Annotated in this window: 11 protein-coding genes; 4 read left to right on the top strand and 7 right to left on the bottom strand. The window is 61.8% G+C overall.

All coding sequences use genetic code 11. From position 1 onward, the window contains the following. Nucleotides 1-24 precede the first annotated feature (24 nt). The 4 genes from ubiE to G3O01_RS05430 all read right to left on the bottom strand — a co-directional run bounded on the left by ubiE (nucleotide 25) and on the right by G3O01_RS05430 (nucleotide 5,781). Nucleotides 25-756, bottom strand: coding sequence for a bifunctional demethylmenaquinone methyltransferase/2-methoxy-6-polyprenyl-1,4-benzoquinol methylase UbiE (ubiE, locus tag G3O01_RS05445; protein ID WP_205803498.1), 732 nt, complete (start codon nucleotides 754-756; stop codon nucleotides 25-27). Between the two features lie 75 nt (nucleotides 757-831). Further along, nucleotides 832-1,245: a DUF971 domain-containing protein gene (locus G3O01_RS05440; protein ID WP_205803497.1), complete on the bottom strand. Its 414-nt coding sequence runs from the start codon at nucleotides 1,243-1,245 to the stop codon at nucleotides 832-834. Between the two features lie 7 nt (nucleotides 1,246-1,252). Further along, the gene (locus G3O01_RS05435) at nucleotides 1,253-1,681 is read right to left on the bottom strand and encodes an HIT family protein (protein ID WP_205803496.1); all 429 of its coding nucleotides are present in this window, start codon (nucleotides 1,679-1,681) and stop codon (nucleotides 1,253-1,255) included. Between the two features lie 32 nt (nucleotides 1,682-1,713). Next, nucleotides 1,714-5,781, bottom strand: a complete 4,068-nt coding sequence (locus G3O01_RS05430) for an FAD/FMN-binding oxidoreductase (protein ID WP_205803495.1) — start codon at nucleotides 5,779-5,781, stop codon at nucleotides 1,714-1,716. A 592-nt stretch (nucleotides 5,782-6,373) separates the two neighbouring features. On the opposite strand from G3O01_RS05430, the gene ilvA reads away from it, so the two are divergent. From ilvA to G3O01_RS05410, 4 genes are all read left to right on the top strand, one after another. Then, entirely contained in the window at nucleotides 6,374-7,897 is a 1,524-nt protein-coding gene (gene ilvA, locus G3O01_RS05425) for a threonine ammonia-lyase, biosynthetic (protein WP_205803494.1), read from the top strand. A 12-nt stretch (nucleotides 7,898-7,909) separates the two neighbouring features. Beyond that, nucleotides 7,910-8,812 (top strand): 5'-nucleotidase, encoded by a 903-nt coding sequence (locus tag G3O01_RS05420; protein WP_205803493.1) that lies wholly within the window; start codon nucleotides 7,910-7,912, stop codon nucleotides 8,810-8,812. Beyond that, complete coding sequence (queF, locus tag G3O01_RS05415) at nucleotides 8,809-9,633, top strand: NADPH-dependent 7-cyano-7-deazaguanine reductase QueF (RefSeq protein WP_205803492.1); 825 nt, start codon at nucleotides 8,809-8,811, stop codon at nucleotides 9,631-9,633. The genes G3O01_RS05420 and queF overlap by 4 nt, the downstream gene beginning before the upstream one ends. A 488-nt stretch (nucleotides 9,634-10,121) precedes the next feature. After that, on the top strand, nucleotides 10,122-10,382 hold the full coding sequence (locus G3O01_RS05410; protein ID WP_205803491.1) for a hypothetical protein: 261 nt from the start codon (nucleotides 10,122-10,124) through the stop codon (nucleotides 10,380-10,382). On the opposite strand, the gene G3O01_RS05405 is transcribed toward G3O01_RS05410, so the two are convergent. Genes G3O01_RS05405 through G3O01_RS05395 form a run of 3 tightly spaced genes read right to left on the bottom strand, consistent with a single transcriptional unit; the run spans nucleotide 10,379 to nucleotide 13,199 of the window. Beyond that, nucleotides 10,379-10,765, bottom strand: coding sequence for a RidA family protein (locus G3O01_RS05405; protein ID WP_131239131.1), 387 nt, complete (start codon nucleotides 10,763-10,765; stop codon nucleotides 10,379-10,381). The two genes, G3O01_RS05410 and G3O01_RS05405, sit on opposite strands and share 4 nt — an antisense overlap. A gap of 52 nt (nucleotides 10,766-10,817) precedes the next feature. Next, nucleotides 10,818-12,305 (bottom strand): D-aminoacylase, encoded by a 1,488-nt coding sequence (locus G3O01_RS05400; protein ID WP_205803490.1) that lies wholly within the window; start codon nucleotides 12,303-12,305, stop codon nucleotides 10,818-10,820. A 3-nt stretch (nucleotides 12,306-12,308) separates the two neighbouring features. Then, nucleotides 12,309-13,199 carry a MurR/RpiR family transcriptional regulator gene (locus G3O01_RS05395; protein WP_205803489.1) on the bottom strand — a complete coding sequence of 297 codons (891 nt, stop codon included), beginning with the start codon at nucleotides 13,197-13,199 and terminating at the stop codon, nucleotides 12,309-12,311. Nucleotides 13,200-13,305 lie beyond the last annotated feature (106 nt).

Here is a 13,305-nt window from a genome sequence, read left to right as displayed (position 1 = left end):
TTTAAAAACGAGAGGTTAGGGACATCAGTATTTCGTCCCCACATGTAAGGCTACCACGCCAGCTGACAAATTGTAATATTTGACGGCGTCGAGGCCAGCTTGTTCCATCATCGTCTTCAAAGTTTCCTGATCCGGATGCATCCGGATCGATTCGGCGAGATAGCGATAGCTCTCGGCGTCCTTCGCAAAGCGCTCGCCGAGCCATGGCAGCACCTTAAAAGAATAGACGTCGTACGCTTTCTTGAGCGGATCCCACACCTTCGAAAATTCGAGCACGAGCAGGCGCCCGGCCGGTTTCAGCACGCGGCGCATTTCGGCGAGCGCCGCATCCTTGTGCGTCATGTTGCGCAAGCCGAATGCCACCGTGACGACATCGAAGTAATTGTCGGGAAAGGGGATTTTCTCGGCGTCGCACAGCAGCGCCGGCGTGATGACGCCCTTGTCGATCAGGCGATCGCGGCCCACGCGCAACATCGATTCGTTGATGTCCGTGTGCCACACTTCGCCCGTCTCGCCCGCCCGCTTCGCAAAAGCCTTCGACAGATCACCCGTGCCGCCCGCAATGTCGAGCACCTTGTAGCCCGGCCGCACGTTGGCCTGCGCAATCGTGAAAGCCTTCCACGCGCGGTGCAGCCCGCCCGACATCAGGTCGTTCATCAGGTCATAGTTGGAGGCGACCGAGTGGAACACGCCGGCCACTTTCTTCGCTTTTTCCTGTTCGTCGACTGTCTGATAGCCGAAGTGGGTTTTGGTCATCGCGCTTCGTCCTTTCGCGTATTCTGAGAAATTGTTACGCCGCATCGAGCGACGGGCGGCTGGCCGCGCATCGTATCAGTGTCTGTGGCCGTGCGCTGCCGCAGATACGGGCATCGGCGCATCCCGGTCGACGCCCGCTGCCTTCAGTTTGTCGAAATACTCCGCCCAGAGTTCGTCCTGACGGGTCGCGAGCTCCCACAGCAGATCCCACGAATAGATACCCGTATTGTGGCCGTCCGAAAAAGTCGGTTGTAGCGCATAGTTACCAACGCCTTCGAGCGCCGTGATCGACACTTCGCGCTTGCCCGTTTGCAGCGTCTCCTGCCCCGGGCCGTGGCCGCGCACTTCCGCCGACGGCGACAACACGCGCATCAGCTCGAACGGCACGCGGTAACTCTTGCCGTCTGCGTATTGCAATTCGAGTACGCGCGACACGGCATGAACGACGACGCCGGTGGGCACCGGCGTGTCGGGTTTCAATCCACTCATGATGACCTCAGGCGAGAGCGTGTTCGATTTCGCCGCGTACCGCTTCGCGCAGCAAGGTGGCCTGCGCGCGGCGCTGCGACAGCATCGCTTCGGAAACCGTGCGCTGGCGCGGCGCCCAGATGGGCAAGGGGAAATGCGCGTCGTTGGAGAACCGGGGGATCACGTGCCAGTGCACGTGCGGCACCTGATTGCCGAGGCTCGCCAGGTTCACCTTGACGGGTTGCAGGATGCGCCGGATTGCGCGCTCCACGGCGTACACGACGCGCATCACGCGGTCGCGTTCGGCGTCGCCGAGATCGGAAAATTCGGCGACATGCCGGTTCCAGATCACGCGGCAAAAACCGGGGTAGTCGTGTTCATCGGCGAGGACGACACGCAGCGTGTCGTCCTGCCACAGTACATCGCCACCGTCTTCACGGCAGAAGATACAGTCCATCGTCGTCCTCGAACGGAACCTTTATCGCGCCATTAGACCAGCACGCGCTCGATTCCGCCATTGTTCGCCCGTTGGACATAGTCGGCCATCCAGTTCTCGCCGAGCACGTGTCGTGCGATTTCGACAACGATGTAGTCCGCTTCGACGTTCGCGTCTTCGTTGTAGCGCGACAGGCCTTGCAGACAGGACGGGCAGCTCGTCAGGATCTTGACGTCGGTGGCTGCGCCGTTTGCCGCACCGTTCGCTGCTCCATTCACCGCACCATTCGGCGCCGAGCCGTTCGACGCGCCCCCATCAGCGACGACAGGAATCCCACGCAGCTTCGCCGCGCCCTTGCGGATTTCCTCTTCCTTACGGAAGCGCACCTGCGTCGACACGTCCGGACGCGTGACGGCCAGCGTGCCCGACTCGCCGCAGCAACGATCGTTCTTCTCGATCTTGTAGCCGTCGTTCTTCTCGGTGCCCATCAGCTCGTTGACCAGCTTGACGGGGTCGATCGTCTTGATCGGCGTATGGCACGGGTCGTGGTACATGTAGCGCGTACCCGTCACGCCTTCGAGCTTGATGCCCTTCTCCAGCAGGAATTCGTGGATGTCGATGATCCGGCAGCCCGGGAAAATCTTCTCGAATTCGTAGCCAGCCAGCTGGTCGTAACACGTACCGCACGACACCACCACCGTCTTGATGTCGAGATAGTTCAACGTGTTCGCGACGCGGTGGAACAGCACGCGGTTATCCGTGACGATCTGCTCGGCCTTGTCGAACTGGCCGGAACCGCGCTGCGGATAACCGCAGCACAGATAGCCCGGCGGCAGCACCGTCTGCACGCCCGCTTCCCACAGCATCGCCTGCGTGGCGAGACCGACCTGCGAGAACAGACGCTCCGAGCCGCAGCCCGGGAAGTAGAACACCGCTTCCGAATCGACGGTCGTCGTCTTCGGGTTGCGGATGATCGGCACGATCTTGTTGTCTTCGATATCGAGCAGTGCACGCGCCGTCTTCTTCGGCAGATTGCCCGGCATCTTCTTGTTGACGAAGTGGATCACCTGCTCGATCACGGGCGGCTTACCCGTCGTCGCGGGCGGATGCGCCGTCTGCTTTTTGACGAACTTCTTCAGCACATCGTTGCCGAGGCGCTGCGCCTTGTAGCCGACGCCCATCATCGCCGTGCGCGCGAGGTTGATGGTCTGCGGATTCGTCGCGTTCAGGAAGAACATGCCCGCCGCGTTGCCCGCGTTGAACTTCTTCTTGCCCATCTTGCGCAGCAGGTTGCGCATGTTCATCGTGACATCGCCGAAGTCGATCTTCACGGGGCACGGCGTCACGCACTTGTGGCAGACGGTGCAGTGATCGGCGACGTCGTTGAATTCGTCCCAATGCTTGATCGACACGCCGCGGCGCGTCTGCTCTTCATACAGGAACGCTTCGACCAGCAGCGACGTGGCGAGAATCTTGTTGCGCGGGCTGTACAGCAGATTCGCGCGCGGCACGTGCGTCGCGCACACGGGCTTGCACTTGCCGCAGCGCAGACAGTCCTTCACCGAATCGGCGATTGCGCCGATATCGGACTGCTGCATGATCAGCGATTCGTAGCCCATCAGCCCGAACGACGGCGTATACGCGTTGCGCAGGTCCGCGCCTTCGAGCAGCTTGCCCTTGTTGAAGCGCCCTTCCGGATCGACGCGCTGCTTGTACGCACGGAATTCGCCAATCTCTTCTTCCGTCAGGAACTCGAGCTTCGTAATGCCGATGCCATGCTCGCCGGAAATCACGCCATCCAGCGAACGCGCGAGCTTCATGATGCGCGCGACGGCAACGTGCGCGTCCTGCAGCATCTCGTAGTTGTCGGAATTGACGGGGATGTTCGTATGAACGTTACCGTCGCCCGCGTGCATGTGGAGCGCGACGAACACGCGGCCACGCAGCACCTTCTTGTGGATCGCCTGTGCTTCGTCGAGGATCGGCTTGAACTCGCCGCCGTTGAAGATCTGGCGCAGTTCCGCGCGGATTTCCTGCTTCCACGACACACGCACCGTGCGGTCCTGGACGATGTGGAACACGTTCGCGTCCGGCTGATCATCGACGCGATCCGCGAATTTCTCCGCGAGCCCCGCGTAGCCGAGCCCAACCAGATAGTGCTGCGCTTCACGCAGCGACAGATCGAGCTTGTCGCGCAGGAATTCCCAGCGCTTCTTCACATGGCCGAGCATGTCGAGCGCCTGATGCACGCGGTCTTCGAGCAGTTCGGCGCTGGGGATTTCATTCGCGTCGTCGCTCTTGCCGAGTGGCAGCTTGCCGCTCCTGAAGAACGCTTCGAGCGCATCGACCAGTTGCAGCTTGTTCTTGATCGACAGCTCGATGTTGATGCGCTCGATGCCATCCGTGTATTCGCCCATGCGATTGAGCGGAATCACGACGTCTTCGTTGATCTTGAACGCGTTGGTGTGCTTCGCGATCGCGGCCGTGCGGCTGCGGTCGAGCCAGAAGCGCTTGCGCGCCTCGGCGCTGACGGCGACAAAGCCTTCGCCGCTCTTGCCGTTAGCCATGCGGATCACTTCCGACGTCGCCGTCGCGACAGCATCCGCGTCGTCACCGACGATATCGCCGATCAGCACCATCTTCGGAAACGCGTTGCGCTTGCTCTTGGTCGCGTAGCCGACCGCGCGCAGATAGCGTTCGTCGAGGTGCTCGAGGCCGGCGAGAATCGCGCCGCCCTGCTTCGACGTTTCGAACAGATAGTCCTTGATTTCGACGATGCTCGGAATCGCCTCGCGCGCCTGGCCGAAGAACTCCAGGCAGACGGTACGCGTATGCGCGGGCATCTTGTGCAGGACCCAGCGCGCCGACGTGATCAGCCCGTCGCAGCCTTCCTTCTGGATGCCCGGCAGACCGGCGAGGAATTTATCCGTGACGTCCTTGCCGAGGCCTTCCTTGCGAAAACGCCGGCCTTCGATGTCGAGCGTTTCCGTGCGCAGCAGCTTTTCGCCCGGCGCGTGTTCGCCGTCGAACCATTTCAGTTCGAAGCGCGCGACAGGAATGTCGTGAATCTTGCCGAGGTTGTGGTCCAGACGCGTGACTTCGAGCCAGTTCCCTTCCGGGTCGACCATGCGCCACCACGCGAGGTTGTCGAGCGCCGTGCCCCACAGCACGGCCTTTTTGCCGCCCGCGTTCATCGCGACGTTGCCGCCGATGCACGATGCATCCAGCGACGTCGGATCGACGGCGAACACATAGCCCGCGTGCTCGGCTGCTTCCGTCACGCGACGCGTCACCACGCCCGCGCCCGAGAAAATGGTCGGCACCTTGTGCGCGACGCCAGGCAGTTCGGTCAACTCGACCGCGCCAAGCTGCTCCAGCTTTTCCGTGTTGATGACAGCCGAAAACGGCGTAAGCGGCACCGCGCCGCCCGTATAACCCGTGCCGCCTCCGCGCGGAATCACGGTCAGGCCAAGCTCGAAACACGCCTTGATCAGGCCAGCGATCTCGGCTTCCGTATCCGGCGTCAACACGACGAACGGATATTCGACGCGCCAGTCGGTCGCGTCCGTCACGTGCGAAACACGCGCGATACCGTCGAAGCGGATGTTGTCCTTTTGCGTCTGGCGACCCAGCACCTTGTTCGCACGACGGCGCAGGTCGGCCATCTTGTCGAACTCGCTGGCGAACGCATCGACGGCGCGGCGCGCAGCCGCAACCAGCGTTTCGACACGTGCGGCACGATCGACGCCCGCTTCATCGCCATGTTCGACGAGGTCGGCGCGGCGGCGCTTTTCGATTTCCGTCAGACGGTGATTCAGTGCTTCGATCAGCAGCGCGCGGCGCTTCGGGTTGTCGAGCAGATCGTCCTGAAGGTAAGGATTGCGGCGCACGACCCAGATATCGCCGAGCACTTCGTACAGCATGCGTGCCGAGCGGCCCGTGCGGCGTTCGGCACGCAGTTCGTCAAGCGCGGCCCACGCTTCGTCGCCGAGCAGGCGGATGACGATTTCACGGTCGGAGAACGACGTGTAGTTGTACGGGATTTCGCGCAGGCGCGGTTCGGTATCGGCGGCGACGGTGGCGGCGGCGCCGTGCGGATCGAAAACTTGAGGTGCGTTCATTTTGGACGACTCGGTAGGTCAGCGGCGCGCGCTCATCAATGAGGCCCGCTGACAGTGCGCGTGGGGCGCAATGCTGGAAATCTTTCTAGTGTGCGAAGCCGCAACCGGGGGCCAGCGCCCGGGATCGCCGGGGATATGGCTGGAACGTGGGTGACCGGTCGCCTCGCGGGCGCTCAGAGACAGCTACACGATCGTGCATGCCGCACGTGCCGCTGCGCCGCGGGGCGAGCCTCACGCGGTACGGGCATCAAATGGGCGATCCGAGGCTGCCAATGCATCGTCCGATCCTTGTTCCAAAATAAGATTCTACCGCATGATCCGCGCGGACGTTGACGCCTCCATGTCCGCGCGACAAGCCTTTGCGGCTTGGCTTGCCAGAAATCGCCACGAAAATGCCTGGCGACGACCCACCCGGAATGCATCGCAGCCGCACCCGCGTTGGGCTGAATATTTCGACCGTCCGGTCGGCTGGCCAAGGCCACCGATAAAGCGAAAGCAATCGGACTAATCCCGGATCAGGTGCGTCCGGACGGGCGGTTGGCGCTATCATTGATCTTTTCCTGTCCGAAATAGCGCATCGCGCGTGATCCGCATGGCTTCCCACGACTACCTGAAGAAAATCCTCACCGCCCGCGTCTACGACGTCGCGCGTGAGACCGAACTCGAACATGCGCGGAATCTGTCCGCACGGCTGCGCAACCCCATTTACCTGAAGCGCGAAGACAACCAGCCCGTCTTCTCGTTCAAGCTGCGCGGCGCGTACAACAAGATGGCGCACATTCCCGCCGACGCACTCGCGCGCGGCGTGATTACGGCTTCGGCAGGCAACCACGCGCAGGGCGTCGCGCTGTCGGCGGCGCGCATGGGCATCAAGGCGACCATCGTGGTGCCCGTCACGACGCCGCAGGTCAAGGTCGACGCCGTGCGCGCGCATGGCGGACCGACCGTCGAAGTGGTGCAGTCGGGCGAATCGTATAGCGACGCCTACGCGCACGCCGTCAAGCTGCAGGAGCAACATGGCCTGACCTTCGTCCATCCGTTCGACGACGAATACGTGATCGCCGGCCAGGGCACGGTCGCGATGGAAGTGCTGAGCCAGCATCAGGGGCCCATTCATGCGATCTTCGTCCCGATCGGCGGCGGCGGTCTGGCGGCGGGTATCGCGGCCTACGTGAAATCGGTGCGTCCGGAGATCAAGGTGATCGGCGTGCAGACCGACGATTCCTGCGCGATGGCTGAATCGTTGAAGGCGGGCATGCGCGTGACGCTGAACGAAGTCGGCCTGTTCTCGGACGGCACGGCGGTGAAGCTGGTCGGCGAAGAGACCTTCCGCCTCTGTCAGGAATATCTCGACGAAGTGCTGACGGTGAACACCGACGCCCTGTGCGCCGCGATCAAGGACGTCTTCCAGGACACGCGCAGCGTGCTGGAACCGGCCGGCTCGCTGGCCGTCGCGGGCGCGAAGCAATATGCGGAGCGCGAAGGCATCGAGAACCAGACGCTGATCGCGGTGACGTCCGGCGCGAACATGAACTTCGACCGCATGCGCTTCGTTGCGGAGCGCGCGGAAGTCGGCGAGGCGCGCGAGGCCGTGTTCGCGGTGACGATTCCGGAAGAGCGCGGCAGCTTCAAGCGCTTCTGCGAACTGGTCGGCACGCGCAGCGTCACCGAGTTCAATTACCGGATTGCGGATTCGTCGTGCGCCCATATCTTTGTCGGCGTGCAGATCCGCAATCGCAGCGAGTCCGCGCAGATCAAGGGCGCGTTCGAGGCGCACAACTTCGCCACCGTCGACCTCACAGGCGACGAACTGTCGAAGCAGCATATCCGTTACATGGTTGGCGGCCGCTCGCCGCTCGCGCACGACGAACGCCTGTTCCGCTTCGAGTTTCCGGAACGGCCGGGCGCGCTGATGAAGTTCCTGTCGTCGATGGCGCCGAACTGGAACATCAGCCTCTTCCATTACCGGAACCAGGGCGCGGACTACAGTTCGATTCTCGTCGGCATCCAGGTGCCGGCGGCGGAAGACGCGGAATTTGCGCGCTTCCTCGCGACGCTCGGCTATCCGTATTGGGAAGAGACGACGAATCCTGTGTATCGACTGTTCCTCGGTTAACGACGCACACGCATGGCCTTTTCGCTAGATGACAAGCTGGTAGTGGCGATCTCCTCGCGCGCGCTGTTCGATTTCGAGGAAGAGAACCGCGTGTACGAGGATGGCGACCTGCGCGCGTACGAAACGCTGCAGCGCGCGCGGCTGAACGTGCCGGCCAAGCCCGGCGTCGCGTTTCCGCTGATCCGCAAGCTGCTTGCCTTGAACACGGGCGAGCATCGTGTGGAAGTGGTGATTCTGTCGCGCAGCGATCCGATCAGCGGCTTGCGCGCGTTCAGATCGTGCCGCGAACATGGGCTTGCGATCGAACGTGGCGTGTTCACGCGGGGCCGTGCACCGTTTGCGTATCTGAAGCCGTTGAATGCGTCGCTGTTTCTGTCGGCGAATCAGGACGACGTGCGCGACGCGTTGGCGGCCGGTTTTCCCGCTGCACGCGTGTTGCCCGAATCGGCGAAAATGGCGAGCAAGTATCCGGACGAAATCCGCATTGCATTCGACGGCGACGCGGTGCTGTTTTCCGACGAAGCAGAGCGCGTGTTTCAGAAGGACGGCTTGCGGGCGTTCGTCGGTCACGAGATCGACAACAAGGATTTGCCGCTCGCCGACGGACCGCTGAAGCCTTTGCTGCAGGCATTGCATCGCTTGCAGACGCTGGCCGACGAAGCCGCGCCGATGCACATTCGCACGGCGCTTGTGACGGCGCGTTCGGCGCCCGCGCATGAGCGGGCAATACGAACCTTGATGGCCTGGAACATCGAAATCGACGAAGCGATGTTTCTTGGCGGGCTCGACAAGAGCGCATTTTTGCGTGAGTTCGAGCCGGACTTTTTCTTCGACGACCAAATTCGCCACTGCGAATCGGCCCGTGACGTGACAGCGATCGGGCATGTCCTGAGTGGCATCGTGAACGCATCATGACACCCGAACAATCTCCGCTGGGCAAGCCGTCCAGCTACACCGAACAATACGACGCTTCTTTGCTCTTTCCGATTGCGCGCAAGAATGCGCGCGAGCAGATTGGCATTGGCGCGGCGTTGCCGTTCTTCGGCACGGATATCTGGAACGCTTACGAGCTGTCGTGGCTCAATGCGCGCGGCAAGCCGCAGATCGCGATTGCGACTTTCTTTATTCCTGCGGATTCGCCGAATATTGTTGAGTCGAAGTCTTTTAAGCTTTATCTCGGGTCGTTTGCGCAGACTGCGTTTGATTCGATCGAAACCGTTCGTGACACGATCAAGCGGGATGTTTCTGCTGCTTGTGGATCATCGGTGTCGTTGCATCTTTATCCGCCTGCGGAGTTTTCCAAGCTCGGGCTCGATGAGTTTGAAGGGACTTCGCTGGATAGGCTCGATCTCGATACGGATGTTTATCTGCCGGATGCGTCTTTGCTCAAGGCTGCGCTTGATGAGGCGCCTACTGAAGAGACGCTTGTTTCCAATCTGTTGAAGTCGAATTGTCCTGTGACGGGACAGCCTGATTGGGGTTCGGTGCAGATTCATTACGTTGGGCCGCAGATCGATCACGGCTCTTTGCTGCGGTACATTATTTCTTATCGAAACCACACCGGGTTTCATGAGCAATGCGTCGAGAAGATCTTTCTCGATGTCATGAAGGTTTGTCAGCCAGTCAAGCTGGCGGTTTATGCGCGGTATACGCGGCGCGGTGGGCTCGATATCAATCCGTTTCGGACTAACTTTAATCTGCCTATGCCGGATAATTTGCGGACAGCACGGCAGTAAGCTTTTTCTGTCTTGCGACGCTTGGGGTGGTCTGCTTTCGTTGTCGCTGGCATCCGCGTTTTGTTATTGGTTCTTCATGTGTCGCCCCTGTGCGGGGCGGCACTTACTTTCTTTGCCGCCGCAAAGAAAGTAAGCAAAGAAAGCGGGCTAACACCGCCCGTTCTTGACCACCGCCTGAGGGCCCCCAACGGGTCCTCTCCTTCGCACGGTAACCTCTCAATCACCGCCCGTTGCCAACACTCTGAATTAGCGCCTCACCCACTTCAAGCACCCGTAGCGCAGCCGGCGGCAGCGAATGACTACGGCCGCCCAGGTGGCAAACTGTGTGTAGGTCGAAGTGCTTCACACCTCAGCGTTCCTACGACACCGATCGTGCTTTTCAGTCCAGAGTGAAGCGCATACGCCGCGATAGCCGACACACAGTTTGCTGCTATAGAACGTGTGAGATTTGATCGCGCACGTGGCGACGCGGGAGAGTGAAGTGGGTGATGAGCCAATTCGAAGCGTTGGCAGCGGGCATCGAGAAGAACGTTGCCGCGAAAGGGACAGGGCCGTTGGAGGCCCGTGGGCAGGAAGAAGAGCTGGCGGTGTTAGCGGCTTTCTTTTGCCTACTTTTCTTTGCCGCGGCAAAGAAAAGTAGGTGCCGCCCCGCACAGGGGCGACGCGTGAAGTACGAAGACATATCGCGGACGCCAGCGCAAAGCCAGGCAAACCAAACCAGCGTCGCAACACAACCCAAAAACCCTTAAGCCGCAGGCTTCTTATAAGCGACGCAATCAACCTCAACCTTACAGTCGATGACCATCGACGAAACAACACATGCCCGCGCAGGCGGATTAGCCCCAAAGTACTCCTTGAACACCTTGTTAAACGAAGCAAAATCACGCGGATCATCAAGCCAAACACCACAGCGAACCACATGCTCCGGCCCATACCCGGCCTCAGCCAGAATAGCGAGCACATTCTGAATCGTCTTGTGCGACTGCTCGACAATCCCGCCATTGATCACTTCACCATTCTCCATCGGGGTCTGCCCCGACACGAACAGCCAGCCATCCGCTTCGACTGCACGCGCAAACGGCATCACCTGTCCGCCCGTACCCTTGCCACCTTCAACGCCATAACGCTTCATCGTTCAACTCCTGTAACGTAAGCGCGCCCGCAACCAATGCGAACGCAAATATTCAAAAAGCCTGTGTGAGCTCCGCCCGCGTTGCCGCCGTCGCGCCACGCGCGACAAACCGACCCGCACGCTCGCCCGTCGTCTGGCCATCGCGATACGACAGCACGCCATTCACCCACACGGCATCGATGCCATCCGCCGCCTGCTGCGGCTTGTCAAACGTCGCCGCATCGCGCACGCGCGCCGGATCGAACAGCACGAGATCGGCGTGATAGCCGATATGCACTTCCCCACGCTCCTTCAAACCGAAACGCCGCGCCGACAGACTCGTCATCTTGCGAATCGCTTCTTCCAGTGGAATCAGCTTCTGGTCGCGCGCATAGTGACCCAGCACGCGCGGAAACGCGCCCCACAGACGAGGATGCGGCAGCGGATCATTTGGCAAGCCATCGGAGCCGACCATCGTCGCGGGATGCGACAGGATGCGCCGCACGTCGTCCTCGGACATGTTGTGATACACCACGCCCGCCGGTTGCAGGCGCTTGCCCGCTTCCTGCTGCGTCACGCCCCACTCGGCAGCGATGTCCTTGATCAGCTTTCCCGCCATCTCCGGGTGCGGCGTCGACCACGTCACCGTGATGTCGATATCGCCCGTCACCTGCTTCAGGTCGAGCGTCGACGAACTGCGGTTGTACGGATAGCAATCGCATCCAACAGGATGAAACTGCCGCGCGCCTTCAAGCGACGCCAGCACCTCGACACTGCGCCCCCAGTTCGACGGCCCAGCGCATTTCAGATGCGAAATGATCACCGGCACGCGAGCGTGCTTGCCGATCCGGTACGCCTCGTCCATCGCATCGAGAATCGCGTCGAACTCGGTGCGCATGTGCGTCGTGTACAACGCTCCCGATGCCGCCAGCGGCTCGGCCAGCGCCATCACTTCTTCCGTCGGCGCGGCAAATGCGGAGCCGTACGCGAGTCCCGAACTCAGACCCAACGCGCCATTCGCCAAAGCTTCCTCAAGCTGCACGCGCATGCCGTCGATTTCCTGCGCCGTCGCCGCGCGGTCAAGCCGGTCCATATGGTTGTTGCGCAGTGCCGTGTGCCCGATCAGCGCACCGACGTTCACCGTCGGCTTCGCCTTGTTCACGGCTTCGACATACGCAGCGAAAGTCGGATACTGAAACGCGTCGCGCGGACCGAGCAGGTTCATCGGATCAGGCGGGTCGCCGTTCAGCGACACCGGCGAAGCACTGATCCCGCAGTTGCCGACGATCACCGTCGTCACGCCCTGCGTGATCTTCGGCAGCATCTGCGGCGAGCGGATCACGTGCGTGTCGTCGTGCGTGTGCACGTCGATGAAACCCGGTGCGAGCGCGCGGCCGTTCGCGTCGATCACTTCTTCGGCCAGCCAGTTCGACAGATTGCCGATCGCGGCGATCTTGCCGTTGCGCACGGCGACGTCGCGTTCGACAGGCGGCGCGCCCGTGCCGTCGTACAGTTGCGCGCCGACGATCAGCGTATCGGCGGCTTCGGGGTGCGAATGCATGGATCAGTCTCCTAGCGGTTGTCGGTCGCCGCCGCCGCGATGCGCATCGAGCGCATGCTTCATGCGGCGCAGCAGTTCGCGGCTCTCGTCGCCGAGGCTCAAGGCCAGTTCGGTGACGAGCACGTCGAGCGCCATCATCATCGCGTAGCGCGACGACGACGGCTTGTAGATGAAGTCGGTTTCGAACGCGACGATCGGGATCAGCCAATCGGCCAGCTTCGCGAGCGGCGACGCAGGCGCCGTCAGCGTGATCAGCGTCGCGCCGTAGCTGCGCGCGATCTTGCAGCTGTCGACCATCTCCGGCACGCGCCCCGTGGTCGACAACGCGATCACCACGGTATCGCGCGACACCGTCGATGCCACCATGCGCTGCAGCAAGCCGTCCTGATACGTCGCCACCGGCCGGCCCAGACGCACGAGCCGGAAGCGCATTTCGTCAGCGAGCGCGGTCGAGCCGCCGCCCATGCCGAACACGTAGATCATGCGCGCGTCGCGCAGCGCGGCAGCCGCCTGCGCAAGCGGCGCCTGACACAGCAACTGATGGTTGTGCGTGAGCGCCGTCTGCAACTCGTCGAACACGCGTGTGGCCAATGGCTCGGGCGTGTCAGGCTGCGCGCCTGGTTGCAGAAACCGCTGACCGACAGCCGCCGCCTGCGCGAGCCGCAGCTTCAGTTCGCGCACGTCGCGGCAGCCCACCGCTTTCGCAAAACGCGTGACGGTCGCGACACTCACCTCCGCCCGCTCGGCCAATGCGCCGATGCTCGCGCGCGATGCGCCCGTCAGATCGTCGAGAATCAGCGCCGCGACTTTACGTTCAGCCGAGCGCAGTTCCGGCGCGCATTCTGCAATGCGCGCGACAATGTCGAAGGCGATGGGTTCGGCGTTGGAATTCATGGCTCGCAGAGGCCACGCGCCGCCGGTAACATCGTGCGCCGAACGCGTGGTACTAAATAACATTTCATCAGGCATCGTACTTTCGGTAACATGTGAAAGTCAACTT

Source organism: Burkholderia sp. Ac-20365 (assembly GCF_017104715.1).
Taxonomy (GTDB): domain Bacteria; phylum Pseudomonadota; class Gammaproteobacteria; order Burkholderiales; family Burkholderiaceae; genus Paraburkholderia.
The sequence above is the reverse complement of the archived record's forward strand: the minus strand, read 5'-3'. Positions and strand labels throughout refer to the sequence as shown.

What these genes read in the sequence shown, in the direction of transcription:
- G3O01_RS05430 (WP_205803495.1), bottom strand. Translation starts at nt 5,781, where the DNA reads ATGAACGCACCTCAAGTTTTCGATCCGCACGGCGCCGCCGCCACCGTC.
- queF (WP_205803492.1), top strand. Translation starts at nt 8,809, where the DNA reads ATGACACCCGAACAATCTCCGCTGGGCAAGCCGTCCAGCTACACCGAA.
- G3O01_RS05420 (WP_205803493.1), top strand. Translation starts at nt 7,910, where the DNA reads ATGGCCTTTTCGCTAGATGACAAGCTGGTAGTGGCGATCTCCTCGCGC.
- G3O01_RS05400 (WP_205803490.1), bottom strand. Translation starts at nt 12,305, where the DNA reads ATGCATTCGCACCCCGAAGCCGCCGATACGCTGATCGTCGGCGCGCAA.
- G3O01_RS05410 (WP_205803491.1), top strand. Translation starts at nt 10,122, where the DNA reads ATGAGCCAATTCGAAGCGTTGGCAGCGGGCATCGAGAAGAACGTTGCC.
- G3O01_RS05440 (WP_205803497.1), bottom strand. Translation starts at nt 1,245, where the DNA reads ATGAGTGGATTGAAACCCGACACGCCGGTGCCCACCGGCGTCGTCGTT.
- G3O01_RS05395 (WP_205803489.1), bottom strand. Translation starts at nt 13,199, where the DNA reads ATGAATTCCAACGCCGAACCCATCGCCTTCGACATTGTCGCGCGCATT.
- ilvA (WP_205803494.1), top strand. Translation starts at nt 6,374, where the DNA reads ATGGCTTCCCACGACTACCTGAAGAAAATCCTCACCGCCCGCGTCTAC.
- ubiE (WP_205803498.1), bottom strand. Translation starts at nt 756, where the DNA reads ATGACCAAAACCCACTTCGGCTATCAGACAGTCGACGAACAGGAAAAA.
- G3O01_RS05435 (WP_205803496.1), bottom strand. Translation starts at nt 1,681, where the DNA reads ATGGACTGTATCTTCTGCCGTGAAGACGGTGGCGATGTACTGTGGCAG.
- G3O01_RS05405 (WP_131239131.1), bottom strand. Translation starts at nt 10,765, where the DNA reads ATGAAGCGTTATGGCGTTGAAGGTGGCAAGGGTACGGGCGGACAGGTG.